24 protein-coding genes are annotated in these 26,822 nt (G+C 47.8%); 7 read left to right on the forward strand and 17 right to left on the reverse strand.

Annotated elements, in window-relative coordinates:
• Positions 1-10: 10 nt before the first annotated feature.
• From BHE18_RS21630 to BHE18_RS21650, 5 genes are all read right to left on the reverse strand, one after another.
• Positions 11-1,771 carry an IucA/IucC family protein gene (locus tag BHE18_RS21630; RefSeq protein ID WP_071620589.1) on the reverse strand — a complete coding sequence of 587 codons (1,761 nt, stop codon included), beginning with the start codon at positions 1,769-1,771 and terminating at the stop codon, positions 11-13.
• 28 nt (positions 1,772-1,799) lie between these two features.
• Positions 1,800-3,326, reverse strand: coding sequence for a pyridoxal phosphate-dependent decarboxylase family protein (locus tag BHE18_RS21635; protein ID WP_235860412.1), 1,527 nt, complete (start codon positions 3,324-3,326; stop codon positions 1,800-1,802).
• Between the two features lie 5 nt (positions 3,327-3,331).
• The gene (locus tag BHE18_RS21640; RefSeq protein ID WP_071620545.1) at positions 3,332-4,681 is read right to left on the reverse strand and encodes an aspartate aminotransferase family protein; all 1,350 of its coding nucleotides are present in this window, start codon (positions 4,679-4,681) and stop codon (positions 3,332-3,334) included.
• 368 nt (positions 4,682-5,049) lie between these two features.
• Positions 5,050-6,414, reverse strand: a complete 1,365-nt coding sequence (glpT, locus tag BHE18_RS21645) for a glycerol-3-phosphate transporter (protein WP_071620546.1) — start codon at positions 6,412-6,414, stop codon at positions 5,050-5,052.
• A gap of 314 nt (positions 6,415-6,728) precedes the next feature.
• Positions 6,729-7,931, reverse strand: coding sequence for an MFS transporter (locus tag BHE18_RS21650; RefSeq protein WP_071620547.1), 1,203 nt, complete (start codon positions 7,929-7,931; stop codon positions 6,729-6,731).
• A 178-nt stretch (positions 7,932-8,109) separates the two neighbouring features.
• Here BHE18_RS21650 and BHE18_RS21655 point away from each other — a divergent pair, with 178 nt between their 5' ends.
• Positions 8,110-8,544, forward strand: a complete 435-nt coding sequence (locus BHE18_RS21655; RefSeq protein WP_071620548.1) for a MarR family winged helix-turn-helix transcriptional regulator — start codon at positions 8,110-8,112, stop codon at positions 8,542-8,544.
• 165 nt (positions 8,545-8,709) lie between these two features.
• The gene (gene guaC / locus BHE18_RS21660; protein WP_071620549.1) at positions 8,710-9,693 is read left to right on the forward strand and encodes a GMP reductase; all 984 of its coding nucleotides are present in this window, start codon (positions 8,710-8,712) and stop codon (positions 9,691-9,693) included.
• A gap of 60 nt (positions 9,694-9,753) precedes the next feature.
• On the opposite strand, the gene BHE18_RS21665 is transcribed toward guaC, so the two are convergent.
• Positions 9,754-10,623 carry a cation diffusion facilitator family transporter gene (locus tag BHE18_RS21665; protein WP_071620550.1) on the reverse strand — a complete coding sequence of 290 codons (870 nt, stop codon included), beginning with the start codon at positions 10,621-10,623 and terminating at the stop codon, positions 9,754-9,756.
• 241 nt (positions 10,624-10,864) lie between these two features.
• Between BHE18_RS21665 and BHE18_RS21670 the strand changes: the two genes are divergently transcribed.
• Positions 10,865-11,236, forward strand: coding sequence for a cbb3-type cytochrome c oxidase subunit I (locus BHE18_RS21670; RefSeq protein ID WP_071620551.1), 372 nt, complete (start codon positions 10,865-10,867; stop codon positions 11,234-11,236).
• Between the two features lie 26 nt (positions 11,237-11,262).
• Here BHE18_RS21670 and BHE18_RS21675 read toward each other — a convergent pair whose 3' ends face one another.
• The gene (locus BHE18_RS21675; RefSeq protein ID WP_071620552.1) at positions 11,263-12,138 is read right to left on the reverse strand and encodes a TetR/AcrR family transcriptional regulator; all 876 of its coding nucleotides are present in this window, start codon (positions 12,136-12,138) and stop codon (positions 11,263-11,265) included.
• 243 nt (positions 12,139-12,381) lie between these two features.
• Between BHE18_RS21675 and BHE18_RS21680 the strand changes: the two genes are divergently transcribed.
• A complete protein-coding gene (locus tag BHE18_RS21680) occupies positions 12,382-15,453 on the forward strand; it encodes an efflux RND transporter permease subunit (protein WP_071620553.1) in 3,072 nt (1,023 codons plus the stop codon).
• A 55-nt stretch (positions 15,454-15,508) separates the two neighbouring features.
• On the opposite strand, the gene BHE18_RS21685 is transcribed toward BHE18_RS21680, so the two are convergent.
• Positions 15,509-16,357, reverse strand: a complete 849-nt coding sequence (locus tag BHE18_RS21685; RefSeq protein WP_071620554.1) for a MurR/RpiR family transcriptional regulator — start codon at positions 16,355-16,357, stop codon at positions 15,509-15,511.
• 18 nt (positions 16,358-16,375) lie between these two features.
• A complete protein-coding gene (locus BHE18_RS21690) occupies positions 16,376-17,749 on the reverse strand; it encodes an aspartate aminotransferase family protein (protein ID WP_071620555.1) in 1,374 nt (457 codons plus the stop codon).
• Positions 17,750-18,108: 359 nt separating this feature from the next.
• Between BHE18_RS21690 and BHE18_RS21695 the strand changes: the two genes are divergently transcribed.
• Positions 18,109-18,303 (forward strand): hypothetical protein, encoded by a 195-nt coding sequence (locus BHE18_RS21695; RefSeq protein WP_071620556.1) that lies wholly within the window; start codon positions 18,109-18,111, stop codon positions 18,301-18,303.
• A gap of 52 nt (positions 18,304-18,355) precedes the next feature.
• Here the strand turns inward: BHE18_RS21695 and BHE18_RS21700 are convergent, their stop codons facing one another.
• Positions 18,356-18,802 carry a DUF4385 domain-containing protein gene (locus tag BHE18_RS21700; protein ID WP_071620557.1) on the reverse strand — a complete coding sequence of 149 codons (447 nt, stop codon included), beginning with the start codon at positions 18,800-18,802 and terminating at the stop codon, positions 18,356-18,358.
• A gap of 124 nt (positions 18,803-18,926) precedes the next feature.
• Positions 18,927-19,118, reverse strand: a complete 192-nt coding sequence (locus BHE18_RS21705; RefSeq protein WP_071620558.1) for a hypothetical protein — start codon at positions 19,116-19,118, stop codon at positions 18,927-18,929.
• A gap of 231 nt (positions 19,119-19,349) precedes the next feature.
• Between BHE18_RS21705 and BHE18_RS21710 the strand changes: the two genes are divergently transcribed.
• Positions 19,350-20,567: an iron-containing alcohol dehydrogenase gene (locus BHE18_RS21710; RefSeq protein WP_071620559.1), complete on the forward strand. Its 1,218-nt coding sequence runs from the start codon at positions 19,350-19,352 to the stop codon at positions 20,565-20,567.
• A 104-nt stretch (positions 20,568-20,671) separates the two neighbouring features.
• On the opposite strand, the gene BHE18_RS21715 is transcribed toward BHE18_RS21710, so the two are convergent.
• From BHE18_RS21715 to BHE18_RS21725, 3 genes are all read right to left on the reverse strand, one after another.
• Complete coding sequence (locus BHE18_RS21715; protein ID WP_071620560.1) at positions 20,672-21,616, reverse strand: arginine deiminase family protein; 945 nt, start codon at positions 21,614-21,616, stop codon at positions 20,672-20,674.
• Between the two features lie 421 nt (positions 21,617-22,037).
• The gene (locus BHE18_RS21720) at positions 22,038-22,778 is read right to left on the reverse strand and encodes a YqcI/YcgG family protein (RefSeq protein ID WP_071620561.1); all 741 of its coding nucleotides are present in this window, start codon (positions 22,776-22,778) and stop codon (positions 22,038-22,040) included.
• 63 nt (positions 22,779-22,841) lie between these two features.
• Positions 22,842-23,471 (reverse strand): LysE family transporter, encoded by a 630-nt coding sequence (locus BHE18_RS21725; protein WP_071620562.1) that lies wholly within the window; start codon positions 23,469-23,471, stop codon positions 22,842-22,844.
• 156 nt (positions 23,472-23,627) lie between these two features.
• Here BHE18_RS21725 and BHE18_RS21730 point away from each other — a divergent pair, with 156 nt between their 5' ends.
• A complete protein-coding gene (locus BHE18_RS21730) occupies positions 23,628-24,284 on the forward strand; it encodes a spore coat protein (RefSeq protein ID WP_440480407.1) in 657 nt (218 codons plus the stop codon).
• 136 nt (positions 24,285-24,420) lie between these two features.
• Here the strand turns inward: BHE18_RS21730 and BHE18_RS21735 are convergent, their stop codons facing one another.
• The 3 genes from BHE18_RS21735 to qoxD form a co-directional block, all read right to left on the reverse strand.
• Positions 24,421-25,704: an MFS transporter gene (locus tag BHE18_RS21735; protein ID WP_071620592.1), complete on the reverse strand. Its 1,284-nt coding sequence runs from the start codon at positions 25,702-25,704 to the stop codon at positions 24,421-24,423.
• Complete coding sequence (locus BHE18_RS21740; RefSeq protein WP_071620563.1) at positions 25,701-26,324, reverse strand: TetR/AcrR family transcriptional regulator; 624 nt, start codon at positions 26,322-26,324, stop codon at positions 25,701-25,703. The genes BHE18_RS21735 and BHE18_RS21740 overlap by 4 nt, the downstream gene beginning before the upstream one ends.
• Positions 26,325-26,522: 198 nt before the next feature.
• Complete coding sequence (gene qoxD, locus BHE18_RS21745) at positions 26,523-26,822, reverse strand: cytochrome aa3 quinol oxidase subunit IV (protein ID WP_071620564.1); 300 nt, start codon at positions 26,820-26,822, stop codon at positions 26,523-26,525.

Below are 26,822 nucleotides of genomic sequence, written 5' to 3' on the forward strand. Positions count from 1 at the left end.
ATCATAAAACTCATAGTGCATGGAGGATCTCCACCTCTCCCGCGATCGGGTTCTTCACCATCGTATAGACGGACTGCGATTCCATCGGGCCGACAAGCTCATCCATGTCATAGAAACGGGTCAGCAGGTTGGCTTTGCATGGAAGCTCCGGCTGATACAACAGACTGCTCAGAAGGTCTGATGGCATCGTTTCTTCGTGTTTCTTAAGCCGTTCCTTCAATACATGGATCAGCTCCCCTTCTTCGATAAGACCGCTGACTCCAAAACCGTTGATAAGACCGAACAGGTGATTGAAGAAAAAGTAATATCTCAGTCGCTCTTCCGATACGTCATCAGCACAGATCGTATCACTCACTGTATTGAGTTCAGGCAGCAGTTCCTTCAATTTGTCCGCCTTCGATTCGCTGTAGTAGTAGCCTTGGTTGTCGCGGTAATAGAACGTTTCAGGATAGCCGCCCCCGAGCTTGATGACCGAGTTCTGTTGATGGGCCTCAAGCGCAATTCCATAGGTGTTAAACAGCCAGATTATCGGGTCGAGTGTCAGATCCAGGTAACGTTTGAACCAGTCGATGCTCACTTCTTCCGCCGAACGATTCTCTCGGTTGGCAATCCCTTTGATTATACTGTAGAGCCTTGGTTTTCCAGCGAAGGCATGATCCTGGCACAAACCTGCAACCAGGCTGGCATTTTTGCTATTTTCATAGAAAGGATTGTCGCGGATCACGACCTCAAATCCTGAGAGTTCTGTCTCCGATACAAGATTCAAGTAAGCTGGATCCTCTAATATGCGAAAGTTGGGAAAATTCCGCTTGATACTTTGTCCAACTTCCGTCTCCAGAAGCCTTGAAACCTCCACTCCCCTGGCAAGCTCCTTTGCCTGGTTGATGCGGAGGGAGTTTGTGATTTTGACAGGTACAGAGAATTTATACATATATTTAGAGCTTTTGCTGTACACGCTCCTGAATGATGAAGTACCCGTAAACTTTTTGCCGGCGGGACCTGCATACTGAAGCGAACCATCCGCTAGCCTCGTTTGCACTTCAGGATTCTCCATCAGTTCCTTCACTTGGAGTGGATGAACCGGGATCAATACCTTTTCATCTTTTTTCATGATTTCTTCGAGCCAGTCCTGATCAACTTCGCTGTCATTCTCCAATTCTTCGAAAATAATAGAAGCAGCAGACTGCGGACGGCTGGAATCCTGGAGAACCAGTGACTTCTCCGCTGCAAAATAGTGAAGCTGGAACGCTCCTTTCCGCTCGGGGGAATACATCGCATCCTCCGTTTCAGTCAGACCCTGTTTACTTTTCGGGGTCGGATGAAGCAGGTGCCCGAATAATAGGGACTGCTCCGCTTCGATGAATTCAAAGTCTTCCTGAGAAAGTGATTCTGCGTCTTCCACCCGGGCATCCAGGTACGTTTTGATGCTGCGGCAGCTCAGGATGACGCGGTAAATGAGTTCATCCTCGGCTCCCCTGAAGCTTTTATCCAGTAGGAATTCTTTCACTATGAGCGAAGTAAGCGTGATATAGTCGATCGGCTGCAGGTCTTCACTGCCAGAGGTGCGATAGTAGATCGGGAAAGAAAATAAATGGCGGTCTGTATCAGACCAGTATCCAACCCCTGCAACCACTTCGATTTTCTGCAGGATCAATTTGGAGACAATCACTTTGTCCATCCCCTCTTTTACAAAAAAAGGGTGTTCCATCAGCTCCGGAGCTTCTTCAAAATTCCCGGTCTCCCTTAAATAACAATTCAGAAAGCTTTGCATCGTGGCGTTTTCTGCCAGCTGCTTTGTATCATACACGGGCTAAACCTCCATTCATTAGTTGAGTTGCAGTCTTCTTTATTTCATCCATCAGCTCGTGGATATCTTCTTCACTTGTTCTCGGATTCAGGAGAGTGAGCTTCAAGAAGGTCTCACCGTCAACGGTTGTCTTCGCAATGACTCCCTTTCCTTCATGAAGGAGCGACTGCTGAATCGCCCTGTTCAGTTCATCAAGGCCGATGCCGATTTCAGTCTCCGGCTTATACCTGAAGACGATGGTATTGATTTCTGGATGTTTATTTTTGAGGTCGATGGTATCAAGACCTTCCAGGTATCCTGCTGTATAGCGGGCAAGCTCCATGGTCCGGTCGATCATTTCACCAAAGGTTTCTATGCCCACTGTCTTCAAGGACAGATAAAGCTTCAATGAATCAAATCTTCTGGTGGTAGAGGTCGATTTCGTCACAAGATTCACAATTCCGTCATCTTCATCTTTTAAGGGATTTAAGTAATCCGCGTGATGGGAAAGGAATCCGAAATGCCGCCGGTCCTTCACCATGAATGCCCCGCAGCTGACAGGCTGATAAAATAATTTGTGAAAGTCTATGGTCATCGAGTCCGCCTTTTCAAGGCCTTTAAGCTTATCGCAGTGAGAATGACTCAGGAGCAACCCACCCCCGAATGCTGCGTCCACATGGAACCAAAGTCCTTTTTCCTCTGAAATGGAAGCGAGTTCCGGCAATGGATCGATGCTTCCGAAATCTGTGGTTCCGCATGTTGCGGCGATGGCGAAGGGCAGCATGTCGTCTGCCTTAAGCCGCTTCAGTACATTTTGAATATCTTCCATGCACATCCGGTGGTACTCGTCCGTTTTCACCGTGATGACAGCTTGTTCACCCAGACCGAGCTGTGAGGCGGACTTCTTCACGGTAAAATGGGCATCTTCCGAACAAAGGATGCGCAGCCGGTGAAATTCAGGCGGCAATCCTTGCTTTTGTACGTTATGGCCCCATTGGTTTTGGCAGAATGAATCCCTGGCAAGCAGCAGCCCCATGTAGTTGGATTGTGTACCGCCGCTCGTGAACACACCGTCGGAGGGTCCAGGATAACCCACCGTTTCCTTCAGCCATTCCACCATTCCTTCTTCTACATATGTAGCTGCCGTGCTCTGATCCCAGGAGTCCATGGACTGATTCAATGTACCGATGATGCATTCGCCGATGATCCCCGGGAGCAGCGGCGGACAATGCAGATGAGCCATGCTCTTTTTATGTGAGATATGAAGGCTGTTCCTTATGACGGGACCTTCAATCTCATCGAGGACCTTCTGAAGCGAGCGGCCTTCCCCGGCAAAGTTCATGATCCCCGCGATTTCCTTTTCGATTTCAGCCGGGGTCTTTCCGATGAAAGGCTGTTCGGTATCGCTGTAAACTTCTTTAAGTTTATTGCTGACTTGTTCCATTCCTTTTTCAAAAGCGGTGAGCCCTTCCTCCCCCTGATGAAGGAAGAAGGAGTCAAACGCCGTCTTTTTATTTTTTAGCTTTATGCCTGTACTCATAGGGCCTACCTCACAACGGAAGCCGAGACAGCTTCTTTGAAGATGGAGAAGACTTCATCCAATTGCTCCCCAGTAATGATGAGCGGAGGAAGGAATCGGACGACTGCCCCGTGTCTGCCCCCCACTTCAAGGATCAATCCTCGTTTGAAGCACTCCTGCTGGATACGGCTTGCAAGCTCAGGGTTTGCCGGGTGGCTTTTCGATGTTGACTGCGGGAGGGACGGGTCCACCATTTCTGCTCCGATCATCAAGCCCCTTCCTCTCACGTCCCCGATTTCAGGAAATTCGCTTTGAAGTCCGGATAACGACTGGAGGAGCCTTTGTCCCATTTTGTCTGCATGCTGAACAAGGTCATTTTCCTTGATATATTTCAATGTTGCCGTACCCGCTGCCATTGCCATCTGGTTGCCGCGGAACGTACCGATATGCGCTCCCGGCTCCCAGCAGTCGAGATCCTTGTCATATACGACAACGGACAGCGGCAGACTGCCCCCGATTGCCTTCGAGAGGACAAATACATCCGGTACGATTCCGGCATGCTCGAATGAGAACAGCTTTCCTGTACGTCCTATTCCAGTCTGTACTTCGTCAATGATCAACGGGATGCCGCGTTCTTCCGTGATCCGTCTCATTTTCTGCAGCCACTCGATCGGTGCCGGTATAGAACCACCTTCACCCTGGACGGTCTCGAAGATCATCGCAGCCGGCGGCAGGATCCCGCTTTCAGGATCATCCAACAGGTTCTCGATATAGCGTGCCGAGATACGGTGGCTCTCTTCTCCCCCTACCCCGAACGGACAGCGGTATGTATATGGGTAGGGCAGGAAATGAGTGTCAGGCATGAGGCCGCCGACTTTCTTCTTCGGACCCAGGTTTCCTGAGATCGCCATCGTTCCGTGCGTTGCACCATGATATCCCCCTTGGAAGGTCAGGATGCTCTGTCTTCCGGTTGCCGTTTTGACCAATTTCAATGCTGCTTCGATGGCATCTCCACCGGTCGGCCCGCAAAATTGCACTTTTGCACGGTCCCGGAACCCTTCGGGCAAAGAAGCAAATAGCTCGTTAACGAATTCTTCTTTCACTGGCGTGGTCAAATCTAAAGTATGTAAAGGGCGTTTATCGCGGATTACCTGCTCCATGGCTTCGACCACTGCAGGATGATTATGCCCTAACGCCAATGTGCCGGCCCCTGCCAGGCAGTCGTAATACTTCTTTCCTTCCATATCGGTAACATGGATCCCCTCGGCCTCGCTGATGGCAAGAGGAATCCTTCTCGGATAGGATCTTGCATTGGATTCGCGTTTCTCCTGCTGGCTTAGTAATTCTTTATTTGAAGTCAATGTTTGAACTGTCATTCGTTATCATCCTTTCACTGATTGTTTCCGTTTTGCTTTCAACGTCATAGTAATTGATAATGATTATCAATGTCAACAATAATTGAAAACTGTTCTCAGTTAAAACAGGATAAATACTACTTTTGGCAGGGGATGTTAATTGGTTTTGTTTGATGCGGGAAAAGCTTTGGTGGTATTGGGGTTCGAGCATCCTTCACAGCAGTTCATCCAACCTTGGATTCCCTGTTTTGAAAACATTCCCGACTTTCGTAAAAAAGGAGGTTTGGACTAGATGGAAATGAGAACGGCCGGTGATTCGGAAGGTGCTCATTCTCAATAAAAAAACCCAACCGCACTAAGGCGATTGGGTTTATAAACTACTCTAAAAATTAGTGCCCTTTGACAACTTCCTGTCCGCGCACATTCCATGTGAATGCAAAGAGGATGGTTGCGAGTACACATGAACCGACAAGGAGCATGAATCCTGCATCCCAGCCTGCTCCCTCTACGATGAAGCCCATCAGAGCATTGGCCATGACCGCTCCTCCAAGGTATCCGAACAGACCTGTAAGACCCGCAGCGGTACCGGCTGCTTTCTTAGGTACATAATCAAGCGCCTGAAGACCGATCAGCATGACAGGTCCATAGATAAGGAAGCCGATTGCAATCAATGCAATGTTATCGATCATTGGGTTTCCTGCAGGGTTCAGCCAGTAAATCACAACGGCGATCAATACACCCAGCATGAAGACGAATCCGGCAGGGCCGCGGCGGCCTTTGAAGAACTTATCTGACAAATACCCGCACAGAAGCGTCCCCGGAATACCGGCCCACTCATAAAGGAAATAGGCTACACTTGATGCTTCCATATCGAATCCTTTTTCTTCGCTCAAATAAGTCGGTGCCCAGTCAAGTACTCCGTAACGGACGAAATACACGAAAATATTGGCCACAGCAATGACCCAGACCCACTTATTATTCAGGACATATTTAAAAAGGATTTCCTTTGTTGTTAATTCAGTTTCAAGAGTGACTTTCGATTTAGTAGGATAGTCATCGCGATACTCTTCGATCGGTGGAAGTCCGACTGATTGCGGGGTATCACGCATTAGGATGAATGCAATCACTGCGATAACCAGGGCAACGAGTGCAGGAAGAATGAAGACACCCTCGTATCCTGAATAAACTGCCCCAAAATAAGTGCCTACGATTGATACTCCACCTATCGCAAGTGGAGCCATCAACCCGCCGCCGACGTTATGGGCGACGTTCCAGATGGCCGTCTTCCCTCCACGCTCACTGACACTGAACCAGTGGACGAGTGTACGGCCTGACGGCGGCCAGCCCATCCCCTGTACCCAGCCGTTTAAAAACAGCATCACAAACATGATGGTAACAGATGAAGTAAAGAATGGTATTAATCCCATAGCCAAGCTTATGATTGCTGATAATACGAGTCCCGCGGTCAGGAAATACCTGGCGTTACTCCTGTCCGATACGGTCCCCATTACGAATTTACTGATTCCGTATGCAATGGAAATCGCAGATAGCGCAAGACCGAGTTCACCCTTTGAGAAGCCTTCTTCTGTAAGGTACGGCATCGCCAAAGAGAAATTTTTACGAATTAAATAATATGCCGCGTAGCCGATGAAAATCCCGATGAATACTTGAAGACGGAGCTTTTTGTATTCAGCATCGACACGTTCTTCCGGCAGCCGTTCAATCGGCGGTGCCGGCTTGAATAATTTAAGCATGATTGCCCTCCTTTTTAATGAGTGGAATAGACGGCTTCGCCTATTCACATATAATTATTTTGCCAAAAGAGCAGGAATATACCCGACCATGGCCAGTTAAAAACACAAAAAAAGAGAGACACCCGTACATGTATACACTTTCCCCATAGAAAAGTGGACCTAGTACCGCGAGTCTCTCAATCTCTTGCGCTTCTGTTAACTTACTTACAAATGTACAGGAGGGTGAAAACGTTGTCAACACAATTTCGACATATTTTTTACAGTATTTTCTACCAATAGAAAAGACCATCAAAAAATCACGGTCTTCTCTACCATTATAATTCCAATGCCTCCCGCGCCCCACTTCTTTTTTTACCTGCAAGCACAGAATGATACCGATAAACAAACAGTGTCACCAAGACTACCGCACCGGACAGCAGGTACAGGCTCGTGAAGCCCAGGCCTCCTGAAATCATACCCAGCACGACAGATCCGACTGCGATTCCGAGGTCATAGAAGATAAAGAATGTCGCTGTCGAGTGGCTGGTTCTTTCCCTCGGGGAAGATTGGATCGCCATCGTCTGGTAGCTTGGCAGCAAGGCACCGTAGCCGAGGCCGATGAGTGCACCTGCTGCAAGAAGGACGATTGTCGACTGTGTGATACTCAACACGGCGAGGCCGATCGCAAAGATGATCAGCGACGGGTAAATGACCGAATCGGGTCCCTTTTTGTCAAATAATCTTCCTGTGTATGGTCTGGATAACAGCATCGCTGCCGCAAACACGACGAAAAACAGGCTGACCGATTCAAAGAGGCCGACTGATTTTGCATAAACGGAAATGAATGACATGATGCCGGAATACGCAAACGCCGTCAGGAATCCCACGAACGCGATCGGCATCGCCCTCACTTCGATCAAATCCTTCGCAGTGATCCGTCTGGAAGCTTTCGGGCCGGATGCCGCTGCGGAAGATGTCTGTATGCCGAAAGTCAATATAAAGGCAGCCACCATCATGGACGCCAGCAGAAGGAACAGGGATGTATATGGGATGAACTGAACGAGGGCCAGTGAAAGGAACGGACCGGCAACAACGGCCAGATTCATCGACATGGCAAAGTATCCGAGTCCTTCCCCCTTCCTATGCTCCGGTATCATATCCGCCGCGATTGCCACTAATACGGTTGAAGCGATGCTGAACCAGATGCCATGGAAAAAGCGCAGCGCGATCAGCAGATTAAAATCACTGATCACAAAATAAAAAAAGGAAGAAGCGCCAAAGAAGAAAACGGATATCATCAGGGTCTTCTTTTTCCCCAGTGCGTCAATGATCTTTCCTGAAAACGGCCGGACGATGATCGCTGAAATTAAAAACATCGTTGTTACGAGACCAGCCTGTGCTTTACTTACCTGAAGTTCGTCAATAACGTAGACAGGCAGCACGGTCAACAACGAATAGAAGACCAAAAAGACGAAAAAATTATTCGATAAAGCCATCAGAAAAGGCTTTGTCCAAATGTTGTGTGTCGATTTTTGCATGTAAATCCCCTTTCAAGCGATGATGTATAATCGATTCAATTAGTTGTCATACTAATTATATATACAGAAAGCACAGAAGTAAATACTTGTTATGACAATTAATATGAAATCGTTCTCATTTCCAGTGACTTTTGTAGTATGATAGAAGGAGACTAAAATTGGTGGCAGGTGATACAGCATGCATGATACTCGCGATGAAGCAATCGGTCTTTTTACAAGCAATACCGTTAAGAACATTATCCGTTTCTTATCTGTGAACATTAAGAATTTCGATATTACACCCGAGCAGTGGACCGTCCTTAAGCGGCTGTCCGAAAATGACGGCATCAACCAGAAGGAACTGGCGAATAAAGCAGAGAAGGACCAGCCCACCGTGACAAGGATCCTCGATATCCTCGAACGGAAAGAACTGGTCATCAAGAAGAAAAATGAAGAGGACCGCCGTTCATTCATCCTGTTCATAACAGACAAAGGGAACACGCTCAAAGAGGAACTGACCCCGGTCATCGAAGCGCTGTGGGAAGAAAACATCCTCGCCGGCATCTCAGAAGATGAGCTGGAAATGTACAGGAAAGTCCTTGTGAAAATGAATGGGAATCTGGAGAAGTGTTGATCCATTAGACGGACTTGCGTTAAGCAGGTCCGTTTTTTATTTTGCAGAGGAAGATAAATGTCAGAAAAATCTTTGACACCCTGGCAATAAATGTAGTATATTACGATAGGAACGAACATTCACGAATTAAAATATAATTAATATTCGTTTTTAGGAGTGTTATTCATGGAAAATGTATTTGATTACGAAGATATTCAATTAATTCCTGCAAAATGTGTGGTAAACAGCCGTTCTGAATGTGATACATCGGTTACGCTTGGCGGCCGTTCATTTAAACTTCCTGTTGTTCCTGCAAATATGCAGACCATCATCGATGAAAAGATCGCCGTTTACCTGGCAGAAAATAATTACTTCTATATCATGCATCGCTTTGAACCTGAAAAAAGACGGGATTTCATCAAGGATATGAAGTCACGCGGTTTATACGCGTCCATAAGCGTAGGCGTCAAAGAAGAAGAATACACATTTGTGGAGGGGCTTGCAGAAGAGCAGCTTACTCCTGACTATATTACAATCGACATCGCTCACGGCCACTCCAATGCCGTGATCAATATGATCCAGCATATCAAAAAGCACCTTCCCGAAAGCTTTGTGATCGCCGGCAACGTCGGAACTCCGGAAGCCGTAAGAGAGCTTGAAAACGCAGGGGCTGACGCTACGAAAGTCGGCATCGGACCTGGTAAAGTATGCATCACGAAAATCAAAACGGGATTCGGTACGGGAGGCTGGCAGCTGGCGGCCCTCCGCTGGTGTGCAAAAGCCGCCACAAAGCCGATCATTGCTGACGGAGGGATCCGCACGCACGGTGATGTAGCGAAATCGATCCGCTTCGGTGCGTCCATGGTCATGATCGGTTCCTTGTTCGCCGGTCACGAAGAATCCCCGGGTGAAACGTTCGAGAAAGACGGCAAGCTTTTCAAAGAATATTTCGGTTCTGCGTCCGAATTTCAAAAAGGTGAAAAGAAGAACGTCGAAGGAAAGAAAATGTTCGTGGAACACAAAGGAGCACTCCAGGATACCCTGACTGAAATGGAGCAGGATCTTCAGTCTTCCATCTCCTATGCAGGGGGAACTAATCTTGACAGCATCCGCCACGTCGATTATGTGGTCGTGAAGAATTCCATCTTCAATGGTGATAAAGTCTATTAATATCAAAAGAGGGACGGGCAGAATTTATTGGCCCGTCCCTCTTTGCGTTCAAATATGAAGTCACTCCGGTTCAACATGGACGTGGACATCATAAATTTCGTACTCTCTCTCCAGCTGTTTCTCCACTTTGGTAGAGATGTCATGGGCTTCATTGATGTTCAATTCCGGATCCACCGTAATGACGATGTCCACGACAATATTGTTTCCGTACGTTCTTGCCTTGATATCTTTGATCCCCTCGACACCTGAAATATCGTCGATCGTTTCTATGTACTCTTGTATCAGATCCTGATCAAATCCATCCGTCAATTGATGGGAAGCTTCACGAAAAATGCCCCAGGCCGTCTTGATGATCAAGATCCCTACGATTAAAGCCGTAAGGGGATCGAGCCAGGCCAGGTGGAACTGTGAACCGATGATCCCGACCACCGTACCGATACTTACCCACGAATCGGAAAGATTGTCTTTGGCTGCGGCCATGACCGATTGACTCTTTATTTTCAACGCAAGTGTTTTATTATAACGGTAGACGAAATACATCACCAATGCTGAAAAAATCCCCGTCCAGGCAGCAATCATGTCCGGCGGGTGCGAGTGCCCCTCGAACAGGGTAACGACTGCCCCTCTCAGCACTTCGAACCCTACGACTGCCATGATGAAAGAAGCCACCATCGAAGCGACCATTTCAGACTTCCAATGCCCGTATAGATGATCATCATCAGCAGGTTTCTGCGACAACCTGAGCCCGATCAATACGGCAACCGAAGCCAGAATATCCGTCGTATTGTTCAAACCATCCGCTTTCAATGCCTCCGACCCGCTCACATTGCCAATCACCAGTTTTAATATGGATAAGAGAATATATGCGATGATGCTGATGATCGCACCCCGTTCACCCAATTTTAAATCTGAATATCGTTTATCATCCAATGATTCCAACCTCCAAACAACTGCCTGAACATTTTATCAAGCGGCATGCGAGTGGGTCTATAGAAACCTTTTTATCCTTCCCCATTTATCTCTCTTAAAGTCAAAAAAGTTGCACATAGTAAATTTAATTGGTGTAACCTTACTACTGTTTTTCATCTTCAGTCGTGACTTAAGCACTATTAATATTGTTCTATCCAATTCATTTGATTCATATATTTTTTCTAGAAATGGAGGGATAACAATGGGTATCAGATTAATCAAGATTTCGGTTGTTTATTTTATGATCGGCGTGTTATTCGGATTGTATATGTCGATGACGCATGATTACAGCTTCACACCGGTTCACGCTCATACCAATCTTCTGGGCTGGACAGCTCTTACTTTGGCAGGTATCATCTATCATTTATTCCCGGCTGTGTCTCAGACAAAGCTTGCAAAAGCTCATTTTTGGCTCCACAATATCGGTCTCCCGCTTATGATGGCCGGACTGCTCATCCTCATTTCATCCGGCAATGAAGTCATCATCCCGGTGATCGCAGCCGGGGGAGTGCTGACGACGCTTGCCGTGTTATTGTTTGGATACAATGTATTGACGAAACTAAAGCCAGAATAATAAAACAGCTGCTGCCCGGATTTCGCTTAAGGCAGCAGCTGTTTTTCCAATTCCGTCACTTCTTCTTTTAAGTCTTCCACATCACGGAGCAGCCTGAACATCCCTTTTAGGATCAACTCATCCGGTTTGGATTTCCGGCACTCTTCTGAAATCCTGTCGGCAAATTTCACATACTCCCCTGCTTCATCACTCCCGAGTGAATGAATCTTCTCATACAGATTCGTCCACGCTTCCTCCCTTTTTTCAAAAGAAATGAAGGCCCCTTCCCGGTCCATATCAACTGAAAACGGTTTCATCATTTCATCATCGAGGAGAGGTGCGCTCTTCCCTTCAAAGAAGTCGTCTGCAAGGATCATGATCTGTCTCACAATATGCTTCCCGAGATCGGCCGGTTCAAGATCGCTGTCGGTTGAAATCAGAAGCATCATATAAGAAGAATAAATGGACTGTGTCATCCACATCAGATCCCATTTATAGGGGTCGATCCTATCCCCGTATAACCGGTGGAGATTGTGCTGCAGCCAGCTGAATAATCTCCCGCGCATCCTGTGCTCCATCTCGGCGAGCTTTTCGCTGTCCTTGGCGGTTTCTCCCCTCATATGCATCTTCATATACGATTTGTACTCAAGGATTCCTTCAAACTGGACCTGGAATTGTTTAGCCAGGCGGTCCTCTGGTGCCATATTGCTGTCAAGGCCGACCACAAACGCCCGCTCGAAGACGAGCTGCTGATAATGTTCATAGATGGATATGATTAAATCTTCCTTTGATTGGAAAAAAGAGTAAAGAGAACCTTTGGATATCCCGATGCTGTCAGCTATCTGCTGCATCGAGGTCCGGTTGTATCCGTGTTCTGCAAACAGATCGACAGCTGTTTCCAGTATTGCTTTACGTTTGTTCAATAGATATCACCTGTCTTCTATATAAAGTCCGATTCATTTGATTTTTAAACCATTTTACCATAGTTTCGATGCCCTCATCCCTCCTCCCCGGGTTAGCACATTATTCCTTGACTAAAATTTACGACCGTGAAAAAATGACTTATGAGTCAATTTTCATTAAACTTGATATATCAATACATCAAAAGCAATAGCCAAAACCATTTTGACCCACGAGTCAAACCAAGTGAACAGGAGGAATGATTGATGATTCGAGCAATCTTGAAGCGATCGAAAATCACATTGATTTTTGTACTGCTCTTTGCCATTATCGGGATTTTTACTTTTTTCCAGCTCCCCCAAAGGGAAATTCCCGAGACTGAAGTGAATATCGGGACGGTTTCCACGGTATATCCGGGGGCAACCGTTGATACGGTCGAGCGTACCGTCACGAATCCGATTGAAAATTCGCTGCAGTCGATCGACGGGATCAAGGAACTCAATTCGTCTTCTGCTGCCGGATTCTCTACTATCATTGTAGAGGTCGAAGATGGCAAAGACAAAAAAGAAGTGTTCAGCGATGTGCGGCAGGCCGTTTCTGATGCCTCCACATCGTTTCCTGAAGAGGTATTCGATCCGGAGATCAATGAATCCACAGTGAAGATGCCGATCGTCTCCTATCAGCTCACGAGCGACAGCCGTGAAAGCCTTCAGGACATCAAGGAAGAGGTCGACCGCTGGAAAACGGAGGTCGAGGAATTATCCGGGGTTTCAGGGGTGGCTGTCAAGGGACTGCCCGAGGAACAGATCCTGATTGAATTGAAGCTCGAGGATTTAAAGGAATCCGGTCTTAACGTGTCCGATGTCATGACCGCCATCAATGATGAGTACTATCCTTCACCTCTGGGGAAAGAAGAAATCAATGATGAAGTCGTCCAGTTGACGGTCGATCATTATAAGACCCTGGAGGATATGGAAAAAGTCTTCATCGGAAAGAATCCGGGTGGTGAATCCGTCCTGCTCGGGGATATCGCAGACGTGAAGATCTCACCCAAAGAGCCTGAGGATATCATTACTTTCGATGGAAAACCTGCCGTATCCTTCACTGCTTTTGTACAACAGGGCGAAGATATCCCATCCGTCGATGACCGGGTGAGCAGCAAGGTCGAAGAACTTTCGGATAATCTTCCGGGGGACGTAGAACTCGTTCCATATTATTCACAGGCAAGCCTGGTGACTGATATTTTTAAAGGATTGTTCACCTCGCTTGCAATATCCGTCCTTGCAGTCATCGTCACGACCGCGGTGGGTCTGACCGGATCCGGGGTCTTCGTCGTCGCACTGGCGATTCCGATTTCGGTGCTCGCAGGGTTGATCCCACTTCCATATGCAGGGGTGGACCTGAACCAAATATCAGTGATCGGGGCCATCATCGCACTCGGTATCCTTGTGGATGACTCGATCGTCATGAATGATAATATCCAGCGCCGCTACAAACTCGGGGATTCTGCGCTGAGGGGTGCTGTGAACGGCGTGAAGGAAATGTGGGTGTCGATTGTCACCTCCTCCCTCGCGATCGTGTTCACTTTCCTGCCGCTCGTCTTTTTATCAGGAGGGAACGGTGCATTCATCAGGGCGCTTCCGACCGTCTTGATCACAACGATCCTGGCTTCGACTTTGGCAGCACTGGTATTCGTACCGGTGCTCCGCTACATGCTTTACAGTAAAACAAAGAAAAAGATTTCTGACTCCCCCGGTCTGCTCGGGAAGCCGCTTGATAAACTGGCCGACTGGTATGCAGACGGTGTCCTTAGAAGATTTTCAAAGAAACCTTTGTTGACCGCCATACTCGGACTGGTGTTCACGACAGCCATATTCGGCCTGATCGCCTTTACGCCGTTTGAATTCTTCCCGTCCGCCGACCGCGAAGAAGTGACGATCGACGTCACCCTTCCGATTGGTACGACACTTGAAGAAACATCCGACACGCTTGCAGAAATGGAAGACAGACTGAAATCGGATGAAGGTGTCTACGAAACAAGCGTATTCGCCGGAACCGGGCTGCCAAATCTATTCAATAGTTCCCTTGAGAACTCAGGGGACAATACAGGTCAGATCGTTGCCCGCGTAGACCGGGAAAACCAGACTGCCCAAGGGCTTATCGACGATTGGACTGAAAAGCTGCGCACCGGGTTCCCGGATGCCGTCCTTTTCATGGAAACAATCGAACAAGGTCCTCCTGCCGGTGCGCCTGTAACGGTAACCTTATCTGGACCTGAAATGGAGAAACTGCTTGAACTGAGGGATTCGATCAAGGATGATATCGGAAAGCTCGAGACCAATCTGGTCGTCGACAATGTAGGAGAACTCTCCCCTGTCCAGGAATATGTACCTGACCGTGAAGCGCTCGAGGAAAACGGCATCACCGTTAACCAGATCAGTCAGCAAATACGCCTGGCAACAGAGGGGATCCCTCTGAAAGCCTTTGACAACGGCGTCACGAAACGCGATATGAACCTTGTACTCGGCGGAAATGACGGGGAAATCGATCTTTCTTCCCTCGAATTACCGGCTGCCGGCGGGAAGAACCCTGCCGGACCGCCGAAACTGGTAGGTCTTGATGAACTGGTGAATGTTCAAAAGAAAGAAGAAATCCAGCAGATTCCTCACGTCGACGGCGAACGTGCGATCACAATTCGCGCATTCCCTGAAAATGAGGAAGGTTATGAAGAAAAAGTCCAGGAGATCGTGGATGACGCCGGGAAAGACGTAGGTTCTGAATACAGCTTGACACTCGGCGGTGAAAATGAAGCGCAGGACAGCTTCTTCTCGGAAATCACCATCCTGTTCACGATTGTGATTTTCCTTGTCTACCTGTTGATTGCCCTGCAATTCAATTCATTGTCAATGCCATTCCTGGTATTGGTTGCCGTTTATCTGGCGATTGCGGGAGCCATCCTTGGATTGTTCGTCACCCAGACACCGATCTCTTTCCTTGCCGTCATGGGAATGGTGTCGCTGACCGGGATCGTCGTCCGGAACTCGATCGTACTCATCGAATTCACCGAGCAGCGACTGCGCGATGGCATGGACGTGAAGAATGCCGTAATCGAAGCAGGACGCGCAAGACTGCGTCCGATCGTACTGACGGCCCTGACATCCATCGTCGCCCTGATCCCGGTTGCCGTCAGCGGAGACGCCCTCTTCACACCGCTCGCGGTCACCATCATTTCCGGGATCGCCTTCTCGGTGATCCTGACGCTCTTGATCGTACCGGCACTTTATCTGGTATTTGACCGATTTAGAGGTAAGAAGAGACAGCGGGATGCTGTGGAATAATTGTGTAAGGCCCGTCCCTCACTGCATTAAAGCAGTGAAGGACGGGCCCTTTCATTTAATAGAATACATCGAACCTCTCCCACACTTCTTCGAGTTCATCGAGCCGCTTTTCGAAACCGTCCTGCTTTTGTTTTGCGGCATAGATGACGAGTGCGTTGATGACACTGAGCGGTGCGGTGAAGCTGTCGATGAAGGCAGGCATTTTGCTTTCTGCCGTTAATGATACATCCGCATGCTGAATGAGCGGTGATAACAGATTGTCGGTAAGTGCAGCTGTTTTTGCTTTTTTTTCTTTTGCAAAACGGAGTATGTCGACTGTACTTTTTGTATATCTTGAGAAGCTGATACCCAGGACTAAATCCTCCTCACCAAGATCGTGAAGACGGTCTGCATTTTTCTCGATTGAATCGAGCATCTTGACATCATCAAGAATCATAGTCAGGTAGTAATGAAGGAAAACCCCCAGGGCTTCTGCACTCCTGTTAGCCACAATATAGACTCTCCTTGCCTTCAACAAGTACTCTACCATTTTGCGGAAATTTTCAACATCCAGGTTCTTAAATGTGTGCTGGATGTTTTCAATGTCTCCTCCGATGATTTGGGAAATGCCTTGATCTTCATGCCCGTATACCTCTTTTGACAGCTTCAGTCTCTCAGTCGCAGTTAATTGCTGCTGAACCGAAGACTGGATGTGGCGCTGAAACTCGGGATAACCCGTAAAGCCCAAAAACGCGGCAAAACGAACGACTGTAGCATCGCTTACGTTGACTAGCTTCGCCAGCTTCCCGACTGTTAAAAATGGGATTTGATTGGGATTTTCGAGTATATATCGGGCAATTTTCTCCTGCGCCTTACTCATTTCCGGCATTTTTCCGGAAATGACTTTGTAGACATCAATGTTCATATTTCACCTCTTTTTGACTCATTTCCTGATTATTTTGATGGCTTTATCGTGTGCATCGAGTGTCCTTTCTATATCTTCCCGGCTGTGGACGGCAGACATGGAATAACGGTTGAGTGGTTTTGTGTAGATTCCAAGTTTCAATAGCTCATAGTCGATTTTGCTTCTTAAGGTACTGTTGGCTTTAGCCATATCCCGATAGTTCCTGATGCTTCCTTCCGCCAGGATGATGTTGAAGATGCTCCCTTTCCCCACAGTCTGCATCGGGATGTCATGGCATTTATAGATATCTTCAAGCCCAGACCTCAGTAATGCTGTGTCAGCGAGAAGTGCCTCCATCGTTCCCTCCTCTTCGAGAACCTCAATCGTCGCAAGTCCTGATGCCAGTACTGTCGGATGGCCGTTGTAGGTTCCGCTGTGAAATAATGGATCTTTTTTGCTGCCGTTTTCAGCACCGGCCGTAAGAATGTCCCTTCCCCCATCCGGCGCGCTGATTTCCATGATTTCTTTTTTTCCGCCGACCGCCCCTACGGGAAATCCTCCGCCAAGCACCTTACCGAGAGCGGTGAGGTCCGGTTTGATATGATATAGGTTCTGCGCTCCTCCTACGGTAAGCCGGAACCCTGTTTTCACTTCATCAAATATCAGGAGGATCCCAAGTTCTTCCGTTATCTCCCTTAGCTTTGTCATGAAAATCTCATCAGCAGGAATGAATCCGCCTTGAACCGGCTCCATGATGATGGCAGAAATCTCATGCGCTCTGTTCCGCAGGATTGTTTCTGTCGCATCAATATCATTAAAAGGAAGTATGACCGTATTTTTACGATAGTAATCAGGAATGCCAGGTGACTCAGGCACCACATCCGGTTCAGTTTCATCGCCGGCCATGTCGATTTCAGGATTCACGCTGAGGAGCACCTGATCATACCCGCCGTGATAATGACCTTCAAACTTCGCGATTTTTGGTTTGCCTGTATAAGCCGCCGCTGTCCGGATCGCAAGTAAAGTGGCTTCAAGACCTGAATTCGTGTATCGTACCATTTCAATACCTGGAAATAGAGAAATCAATTTTTCAGCAAGGACGGTCTCAAGTCTGTGCGGGGTGCCGAAAATGGTCGTTCCCGCTTTCTTCATTTGATTCATCGCTGCTTCATATACCCGCGAATGACCATGGCCAAGGATCAGGGCTCCATAACAGAGCAGATAATCAATGTACTCATTTGCGTCAACATCGATCAGCCTGCTGCCGTGCCCTTTTTCCATCATGATCGGGTGAGGTGCCATATATTTGATATTCGCCGTGACTCCTCCCGGGATGACCTTTTTGGCCTTTTCAAATAGTGCCGCTGAATTCTTTGTGTGACGGGACAATGGATTGAGCTTATTTTGATGCAAAAGTAAGACCTCCGATATTAAATATATATTTCTTATTATAACTTAACATGAAATAAATATTTCAAAAAAGGGTTGGGCCGTTCTGTTATGTAAGATTAATGCCGGTAAAAGTTTTGTAAAAGAGAGCTCATTCACACTTCGATATAAGAAGCATGCTCGTAAAAATATTGCTGGACTTGAGGGATTAATTATTCAATGAGATTTTGACGATATTCTATAAGTTTCAGATGTTTCTCCACTGTTTTCCCGAAAAAGTTAGTAATTACTCAGTCCCTGGTCATTCCGGGCACTTTACCCATTTCATAAACGCTTTTAACAATCCGGAATAAATTAATCAGTAGAAAGGAGTGTGAATCAAAATGGATAGTCCAATCTGGTTATACCTCTTCGGCATTCTGTCAGGCTTTGCCCTCTTGAGGGTGCCGCTGACCGGCTTCCTTGCGCCGATCAATCCGATTGTCGATGTGATCGGGGTTCTTGCAGTTTTATTATTCTCCATCGTACTGATCTTCAAAGGTGTCATGCACCTCATTGACAGCCGGAGAAGAAGATAACAGTAAAGGCCCATCCCTCGCTGCTTTAACGCAGTTCAGGGCCGGGCCTTTTTCATCCATACTTCTTTTGGTGTTCCTTTTTCCTGGAAAGATAGTCTTCATCTTCCCTTGCAAGCTTCCATTTCTCTTCAAAGATGGCGGCAGATTCTGCTTTTTCCGAATCGATCTGTCTTTCCTTCACATCGCCTTTTTCATCATACTTCCTGCCGCCTTTGTAGTTGGCGTAGCGGCGGGATCTGGTGTAGCCCATCTGCAGGAATTTCCGCGCCATGTCCATTCCGACAAAATCGTCCTGCCTTTTGTAATCGAGGAACATCTCATAAATTTTCTCCGAGGATTCCTTCGCGATATCGGGTGTCTTGAACCGCCAATGCGGGAGGATTTCACTTTTATAAGGTTCAACGAGCAGAACACCCTGCTCTCCCCTTCCGACCCGGTAAAGTTCGGGATGCTCCCGGAAATCGGTGGAGTCGAAGTCCAGTGAATAATCGAATGGCATTGTATCATCCTTTGCACGTTTTCAGCTTGTTTACCCGGATGATTCTGCACTTAACCCCTTAACCACGATAAAAAGACCTGCATAGAACAGCTCTATACAGGTCTTTTTATAAAACCGGGCTGATTTACTTCCCCTGCTCATCCAGCGCCTGGTACTTTGCCTGATACTTTCCTCCGTCAGCCACTTCGGAGTGATACAGGGCCTTCATGGCAAAACTTCTCTCCAAGCCCTGCTCATCCATCAAATTCTTAAGGCGGTCCTGCAGTGCTTTTTCATCCTTCATCAATCGCTTCATTTGGGAACGTATATATTTCAAAGGTTTCATCTCCTTTTTCGTTTAGCAATGAAATACCATTATAACAACCTTTCAGGATTATACAAAGTTTCGCTGGTCACCCTCATGATTGCTTGATAGAATCATAGATAATTAGCAGAAAAATTTGTAAGCAACTTATAAACAAGGTGAAACGCATATACATATTAACAGAGACAACCTTAGACAGGCCTTCCGTCATGCCATATTTTTAAAAAAGAGAGAGGGATTGTCATGTACAAACTGTATTGCAGGGCCTACCAAACCGCTTACCGGGGGGCATTGTATTTCCTGCCGTGGCGGAAACCCCGGTTGATCGAGGGGGAAAACAGTCTCGCCGAATTGCCTGGTATTTTAAAAGAAAGCGGAATTTCGAGCGTACTGGTCATTACAGATGAAGGTATTTCTTCACTCGGATTGATGGACGGTCTCCTCAAAGAGTTGAAAAACAACAATATTCGTTACTCCGTCTATGACAAGACCGTCCCGAACCCGACCATCGATAATATCGAAGACGCCTTGAAATTGTATCACTTCAATAAGTGTGATGGGATCATCGCATTTGGCGGCGGGTCGCCGATCGACTGTGCCAAAGCGGTGGGGGCCAGGGTGGCGAGGCCGGACAGGACCATACCGGAGATGAAGGGACAGTTGAAAGTGAGAAGGAAGCTCCCTCTCCTCGCCGCCGTCCCGACCACTGCCGGAACGGGAAGCGAAGCGACGATCGCCGCAGTGATTTCAAACCCCTCTACCCATGAGAAATATGCAATCAACGACTTGTCGCTGATTCCGCAGATCGCGGTCCTCGATCCGCTGCTTACGGTAAAACTTCCGCCTCACATCACTTCGACGACCGGAATGGACGCATTGACCCATGCAGTCGAGGCCTATATCGGCAGGAGCAGAACAAGGGAGACAATGGAGTGCAGCAAACAGGCAGTGAAGCTGATATTCAGCAATCTTTACGAAGCCTATTCCAACGGGGAAAACATTGCAGCCCGTACCAATATGCAGAAAGCATCGTATCTTGCGGGAGTTGCGTTCACCCGCGCATATGTGGGGTACGTCCATGCGATCGCCCATACCCTCGGCGGATTCTATTCGGTTCCGCACGGGCTCGCGAATGCCGTCATCCTCCCATATGTACTCGAGTACTACGGAGAGTCGGTTCATCAGCCGCTTGCGGAATTGGGCGATGCAGCCGGGATCGGGTCGCCAACGGATCCGGCGGGTGAGAAAGCGGCTGCCTTTATTGCTGCGATAAAGAAGCTCAATACAGATATGAAAATCCCTGACAAGGTGGACGGCATTTCCGAAAGCGATATCCCGCTGATGGTCAAGCGGGCCCTGAGTGAAGCGAATCCGTTTTATCCGGTGCCGAAAATCCTGTCGGAAAAGGACTTAACTGCCCTTTATAATATAATCAGGCAAAAGCAGACTGCACCTATTTGATTTCTTCCATGATATGCGTATAAAAAATGGACCTGCCCCCGGCATGTCCATTTATGTGTTGTCAGCCGGGCGCCACCCCGGCAGCGTGGACACCCAAACAATCCTTATCTCCGTTCCAAAGGTAGCGTCATGCAGCGGATGCCTCCACCGCCTTTTTCCAGTTCATTCACATCGACCTCGATGACCTTTTTATTCTTCAATTTAGGATGATCTTGAAGGATGCTTTTGTTGATTTTTGTACTGACCAGAAGCGTTTCAGGATTCAGGTTCAGGAAATTGATATCTGCGACGGTGTGCTTCACCTTGTCCGTCCACAGCACTTCAAACCCGTGCCGCTTAAGGAAGTCGCCTGTCATGGTGTAGGAGGAGTCTTTTTCAGTGACGACCTGCACAGGGAATAAACGCATATAGCTTTTCGCGACAAGGAGGTCAGGGCCTGCGACATTGCAGTTCATGTCCAGATGCATCGTCTCCCCTGTCCTGGGCAGATCGATGATGCCGATCTCTGAAAATCCCGCGGCAAAAATCCTTTTTTGGATTGCTTCAAGGCTTTCAATGCTTGTCCTGAGGCCGGTGTTGATGAATACGGTATCGTTATCAAGTACGAATACGTCCCCGTTTTCAAGTGCTTTCATCACGTTATTGGCCTTGATATTGAAGACCTCTTCGTCAAACCATTCCTTAAATAGTCCGTGAGCGTGGATATATTCCGGTTCCCGCATCGTCGCGCCGGCATCCCCGGGTATCACTGTGTTCCCGTAGACGCAGGCAAGGTCCCGCACAAACACCCTGTTGAGCAGGTGTGGATTCAATTCGGCATCCCCGCCTTTTAAGTAATGGGAGTAGTCGATGACCTGTGCACCCTCATTTTCAATAGCTTTTATCAAATTCTCATGGTTTTCCTTCGCCTTTTCATGGTGAACGGGCTTTTCCCAGCCGACATAATCGGCGGTGCGCTGGTCGGGGACGTCCAATACAGTCGGGGAACAAACCACGACCGTCTTCAGTTCATCATGCTCGTTCCAGCAGTTCGGTTGAATCTTATGCATCCTCTGGCCTCCTTCTGTTTTCCTCTTTTACTTTTTCCTTTCTGGATGGAAAACATTCCGGCGTTGTAAGATCGCGGCGTAATGGGATCCAGGCTGGATTAAGTCCGAAATTTCTGTTTTATGAGAGATATCCTGCCTGGATTATGTGGGATCTTTGTTTTATGAGGGGTGTATCCTGCATGGATTATGTTGTATCTCTGTTTTATGAGGGGTATCTCGCCTAAGATATGAGCGGAACTCCTGTTTTATGGGCGAAATCCGGGATATATGGGCGGAATTTTGATTTTATGGGCGGAATTCACAATATATGGGCTAATTAAAGATTATTCGACAAGTGCACAGCCCCACTACCCTCTCAATACCCCGCACTGTACAGCAAAGATTTACTCTCAGCACAAAAAAAGAGCCAAAGCACCGCGCCTCAACTCTTGATCCTCTTCTGGCTATTCATAAATGGACACTTGGACAGGGACGAATCGTCGTCACGGAGGAAATACTGCTGCCACTCGTGGTTATCCTCCTGGCCGTACCATTTAAGACTCGGATGAGCATCGATTCCATCGTATTCCACGAGACGCTTCCGGATGACTTTTTTCAGTTTCTGCCCGAATGCGGTGGATGAATTGATCTCGTCAAATACCCAGCGCGGCTGAAAGGCAATCATAAAACAGGGAAAATGCCGGCTTTTCCGGCTAATGTGAGCAGGGGTGGCACAGAAAGCGAAGTACGGTTCCCCGCTGAAACAATATTCCCAGCTGTGATGATGTGGGTCTTCCGCGATCCCTTCCGGCCAGGGGGTTTCATCCCGTTCATGAAGTTTATTCAATACGGACCAGAACAGATCCTGATAATCATTGATGTCTGCAGATTGCAGCCCTTCTGATTGAAAGAAGACGACCAGTGAAGCATAATTCCCGGTATCACGGGAGATTTTACCGTACTCCTTCAGCAGGGAAGCGAGCTGTCCAATTGATCGGTCCGTCCTCGGATCACCTGCAAATCCAAAGCGGAGCATATCTTTTTGAAAACCCTGTATCCCCGGCACGCAGGGATATGGATGCTGTTCACCGTGCATCATTTGTGCAAACCGGGTATAGGCTGACTTCTCCCAAGAGGGCATGTCATTAAAATGACGGTCAATCCAGCTTTTTGAACGTAACATGGGCGAATACCTCCTAACGGACTACACACTATCCTATTAGGAGGCGCCCGGCCGGGTGTCTGTCTATGACAGCAAAATACCTGCAGCCTTCACACCGAAATATAGTCCAAACCCGATGAGGATAAGTCCTGAAATGATCGAGATCCACCTGATGATACGCCCGCTGAACCATTTCTGGGTTCCTGCTGCGACTGATGCCATCGCTAAATCCCAGAGGGTGATGCCGAGGAAGATCCCCATGCTGTAAATCAGGATCTGGCCGCCATGATAGGTCTTTGTGGTCTCTGCCAGGATCGACCCGTAAATGCCGAGCCAGAAAAGGATGCTCAGGGGATTGGAAATGGCCATTAAAAATCCAGTGCGAAACGACCTCGCTTTCGTCTCTCCCCCGTTTTGCTGAGAATCATAGGCAGGGGCGCCCGCTTTTACGACACTTTCAATCCCTGTATAAACGAGTACAAAGAATCCGAACAGCCATAAAAACAGTTGAACAATAGGCGTGTCCACGAACTGTGCAAGCCCGAAATAAATGAGAAGCATGAAGACCGCATCAGCGGCCATCCCTCCGACCCCCACCAGCCATGCATGCCAGAATCCAAGGCGGATCCCTTTGTCCAATTGCAGGGCATTGATCGGTCCCATCGGTGCGGACAGCGATAACCCCAGTACGATATAACTTATAAATACGCTCATCTCCGAAACCACCCCTGACAAAACTTCTTCCTAGTATATTCGGACGGGCCGCCTTGTAGTAGGCGCATGTCTGTTTTTTATAAAAATCTTACATGATTATCTGTCACTGCGGGAAATCTAAAGGGGATGTCAACGACGATTCAGGAGGGAAACATCATGTTCAATCAACAAAATCAGCCAAACCAGACTAATATGAATCCGACTCCCCGGCAGGGAATGAATAATCAAACCATGAACCAGCCGAATAAAAACCACGGCGGCCATGAACTATTCGATGCCCACGAGGTGATTGCAGGGATCATCAGCATGCTCGATCAGTATCAAATGTATGATCAGCATATCCAGGATCCCGAGCTGAAAGAGATCGTCAAACGCCAATCCGCTTTCGTGACGACGATGTACAACACGATCGTCGGCAGCTTTTCAACCGGTCGCGATCCTCAGGTCCCTACCCAGCAGTATAAAATGACCCAAACCAATGATACGGTTTACGGAATAAAACCGGGGCAGCCAAAGAAACCGAATCAGTCGGTGAATGAACTGTCCGATAAAGGATTGTCTGCCTATATGCTCGGACAGACCAAATCGCTTGCTACCCTGTTTGCGATGACGGCTCTTGAGATGACCAATCCGGTCCTGCGCCGCGTCGTTGCGGACAGCGTGCCGAACTTCATTGAAATGAGCTACGAGATTTTCCTTTATCAGAATAAACACGGATACTATCAGGTGCCGCAGCTGAACGACCAGGATATGGCCCAGATGCTGCAGAGCTATACGACCGTACCCCAGCAGCCGGGAAATATGCCCCATTAATAACGGGACAGGGGGACAGGTTCATTGTCCCAGTAAGGAATCGACTACTCTTAGGACATGCGGCTAAAATTCCGTGTCCAGCTTGAATCGCCTGCACCTTAAGGACACGGATAAAACTCCGTGTCCTTTTTTCACGTCAAGAAGGAACGGACGACTTCAGCTCCTCGGTAACCGCTTCCCGCCCTTCAAGCGACCTGGTGATCAGATAATAGAGGCAAGTTCCTGTTAAGCCGAGAATGAGCATTATCCCGCCCATCATCACCGGACTGATCCATTCGCCTACGATGATCAAGAGCGACGCAATGATCATCGCACCATAAAAGGTCAGACTGTAAAATGCCATGTACGTACTGCGTGCGTTGGACGGGGCAAGTTCGCCGATCATGGCCTGCTTCACCGGTACATACATGAGCTCGCCGATCGTGCCCACGAAGATGAGGATGAAGAGGATCCATATATTGCTGATGAAGGCCAGTGCACTGAAACTGATGGAAAAGATGAACATTCCCATAACGAGGTTCCATTTGTCTTTCCACTTTTTAAAAAGGTATAAAACAACCGCGGACAACAGGACGACCAGCAGGGTGTTTTCGGTTTTAAGGAATCCGAGTACCTTTGTGCCGTCGATCGTGAAGTCAAGGCCGAGTAGTGTTGCGCCCTGTTCCGGGATATCCCTTTCAAGGCGGATCCCGATATAGTTGGTCAATGACTGCTCAAGGGTGAAAATGAACACGGCGCCAATGATGTAAAACATGAACAATCTGTCCTTCAATACGGCGGAATAGCTTTTGAAAAAATCGAATGGTGAAGATTTGCTTTTCCCTGTGGAAGGCTGGACGGGAGCTGGTGTGTAGGTTTCAGAGATGAAGAAAAAAGTGATGACGACGGATAAAAGCGAGATGGCCGATATCCCGATGAACAATTCGAATAAATAGCTTTTAAACAGGAAGGCACCCATTATTCCCCCGAGTGCAGTGGCAAGGTTCCCCAGCCAGTAGCTGATCGTGAATACGAGCTTCCTGGACTCGGTATCCGTCACATCGATGATCATCGCCTGGGCAGCCGGCTGCAGCATCCCGCCTGCAAACATATTGAAGACGAAAAACACCGCGGATACATACGGCAGGTCATACCACGGGGAGTTGCAGAAAGCGATCAATAGATAGGTGACGAGTACGCCGATTTCCGAATAGATCATGATGCTCCGGCGCCCGATCTTATCGGACACATGCCCGCCGATGAATCCTCCGATCACACCGCTGATGACGGTCAATATAAGGATGATCCCGGTTTCGGCGGCCCCGATTTTCTTGGAAAAATAAATGGCCAGGAACGGAATGACGGCCATGGATACAAGCCCGCCCAGGAATTGAATGCCCAGCCTTAATTTAATGTTGGGATGAATGTCCCTGAGTTTTATTGCATTTCCTCCCTTGCGTCTGCAACCGGTCCAAACAGCCGCAGTGCCTGGATCTTCATATCGTTCCAAACGAGGTTTGTATAGTCATCGATGAATGTCAATCTCATCCCGTTTATCAGAGATAAATACGACTGGGCGATCAAAGGCGGTGCATCTTTATAGAAGAGTCCCATCTCCTGGCCTTCGGCTATGACCGGATAGATTTTATCGATAAATACGTTGACGAAATCATCAAGCTCCTTGAAAAGCGCAGGATATCTGTCTGGTCTGGCAAGAACCTGTTGAATCAAACGCAGATAATCCATGCTTTTTGAAAACATATCCACCTGACAATGGATCATTTCTTTAACCATCTCCATCGGATTGCCGCTGTAACGTTCTTCTATTTCATAAAAATAAGGCTTTATTTCTTCGAGGTGCTCAAGGACCGATGCCTGAAACAATACATCCTTTGTTTCGAAGTACGTAAACACGGTACCAAAGCTTACGCCTGCCTCCTTCGCTACCGCCGCGATCGGGGTCTCGGCAAATCCGTTTTCGCTGAACAGTTTCACAGCAGCCTCGAGGATCAACGCCCTTTTCCTTCTCTTTTTTTCTTCGAGTGAAAGTGATGCGGACATGTGAAATCTCTCCCTTTTTAAAATTGATTGATCAATCAATCATTATTTTATTGTAAGAACCTTCCAATGTCAACACCTTTCTTCGACACTGAAAATAACAAAACACACAAAAAAGGAAGCCTCCTAAATAGAAGCTTCCTTTTCTATGGTTCATATGGTCGATCAACGGGACAGTGTACCTGTCCCCCTGTCCCATTTTTAGTGCATGCTGTTCATGACCCAGACGGATCCTGCTACGATGACGATGGCGATGAAGGCTGCTGACAGCATTTTGCCGACCTGCCATCTTCCTTCTCCTTCGGTTACGTGCATGAACATGAACAGCTGGATTGCCGCCTGCAGGAAGGCAAGGACAAAGACGATGGCCACAATGGTTCCGCGGGCAAGGTCAGTGTACAGTCCCCACCAGACTGCCAGGAAGGTCAATCCGACTGACAAGAAGAATCCAATGATTTGAGTCCAAGGTATACGGCTGTGGTTTGATGTGTTATTTGACAT

Source organism: Rossellomorea aquimaris (assembly GCF_001877785.1).
Classification (GTDB): domain Bacteria; phylum Bacillota; class Bacilli; order Bacillales; family Bacillaceae_B; genus Rossellomorea; species Rossellomorea aquimaris_A.

What these genes read in the sequence shown, in the direction of transcription:
- BHE18_RS21650 (WP_071620547.1), bottom strand. Translation starts at nt 7,931, where the DNA reads ATGCAAAAATCGACACACAACATTTGGACAAAGCCTTTTCTGATGGCT.
- BHE18_RS21635 (WP_235860412.1), bottom strand. Translation starts at nt 3,326, where the DNA reads ATGAGTACAGGCATAAAGCTAAAAAATAAAAAGACGGCGTTTGACTCC.
- qoxD (WP_071620564.1), bottom strand. Translation starts at nt 26,822, where the DNA reads ATGTCAAATAACACATCAAACCACAGCCGTATACCTTGGACTCAAATC.
- guaC (WP_071620549.1), top strand. Translation starts at nt 8,710, where the DNA reads ATGGAAAATGTATTTGATTACGAAGATATTCAATTAATTCCTGCAAAA.
- BHE18_RS21730 (WP_440480407.1), top strand. Translation starts at nt 23,628, where the DNA reads ATGTTCAATCAACAAAATCAGCCAAACCAGACTAATATGAATCCGACT.
- BHE18_RS21700 (WP_071620557.1), bottom strand. Translation starts at nt 18,802, where the DNA reads ATGCCATTCGATTATTCACTGGACTTCGACTCCACCGATTTCCGGGAG.
- BHE18_RS21695 (WP_071620556.1), top strand. Translation starts at nt 18,109, where the DNA reads ATGGATAGTCCAATCTGGTTATACCTCTTCGGCATTCTGTCAGGCTTT.
- BHE18_RS21715 (WP_071620560.1), bottom strand. Translation starts at nt 21,616, where the DNA reads ATGCATAAGATTCAACCGAACTGCTGGAACGAGCATGATGAACTGAAG.
- BHE18_RS21630 (WP_071620589.1), bottom strand. Translation starts at nt 1,771, where the DNA reads ATGCAAAGCTTTCTGAATTGTTATTTAAGGGAGACCGGGAATTTTGAA.
- BHE18_RS21710 (WP_071620559.1), top strand. Translation starts at nt 19,350, where the DNA reads ATGTACAAACTGTATTGCAGGGCCTACCAAACCGCTTACCGGGGGGCA.
- BHE18_RS21670 (WP_071620551.1), top strand. Translation starts at nt 10,865, where the DNA reads ATGGGTATCAGATTAATCAAGATTTCGGTTGTTTATTTTATGATCGGC.
- BHE18_RS21680 (WP_071620553.1), top strand. Translation starts at nt 12,382, where the DNA reads ATGATTCGAGCAATCTTGAAGCGATCGAAAATCACATTGATTTTTGTA.
- BHE18_RS21655 (WP_071620548.1), top strand. Translation starts at nt 8,110, where the DNA reads ATGCATGATACTCGCGATGAAGCAATCGGTCTTTTTACAAGCAATACC.
- BHE18_RS21640 (WP_071620545.1), bottom strand. Translation starts at nt 4,681, where the DNA reads ATGACAGTTCAAACATTGACTTCAAATAAAGAATTACTAAGCCAGCAG.
- BHE18_RS21685 (WP_071620554.1), bottom strand. Translation starts at nt 16,357, where the DNA reads ATGAACATTGATGTCTACAAAGTCATTTCCGGAAAAATGCCGGAAATG.
- BHE18_RS21725 (WP_071620562.1), bottom strand. Translation starts at nt 23,471, where the DNA reads ATGAGCGTATTTATAAGTTATATCGTACTGGGGTTATCGCTGTCCGCA.
- BHE18_RS21720 (WP_071620561.1), bottom strand. Translation starts at nt 22,778, where the DNA reads ATGTTACGTTCAAAAAGCTGGATTGACCGTCATTTTAATGACATGCCC.
- glpT (WP_071620546.1), bottom strand. Translation starts at nt 6,414, where the DNA reads ATGCTTAAATTATTCAAGCCGGCACCGCCGATTGAACGGCTGCCGGAA.
- BHE18_RS21740 (WP_071620563.1), bottom strand. Translation starts at nt 26,324, where the DNA reads ATGTCCGCATCACTTTCACTCGAAGAAAAAAAGAGAAGGAAAAGGGCG.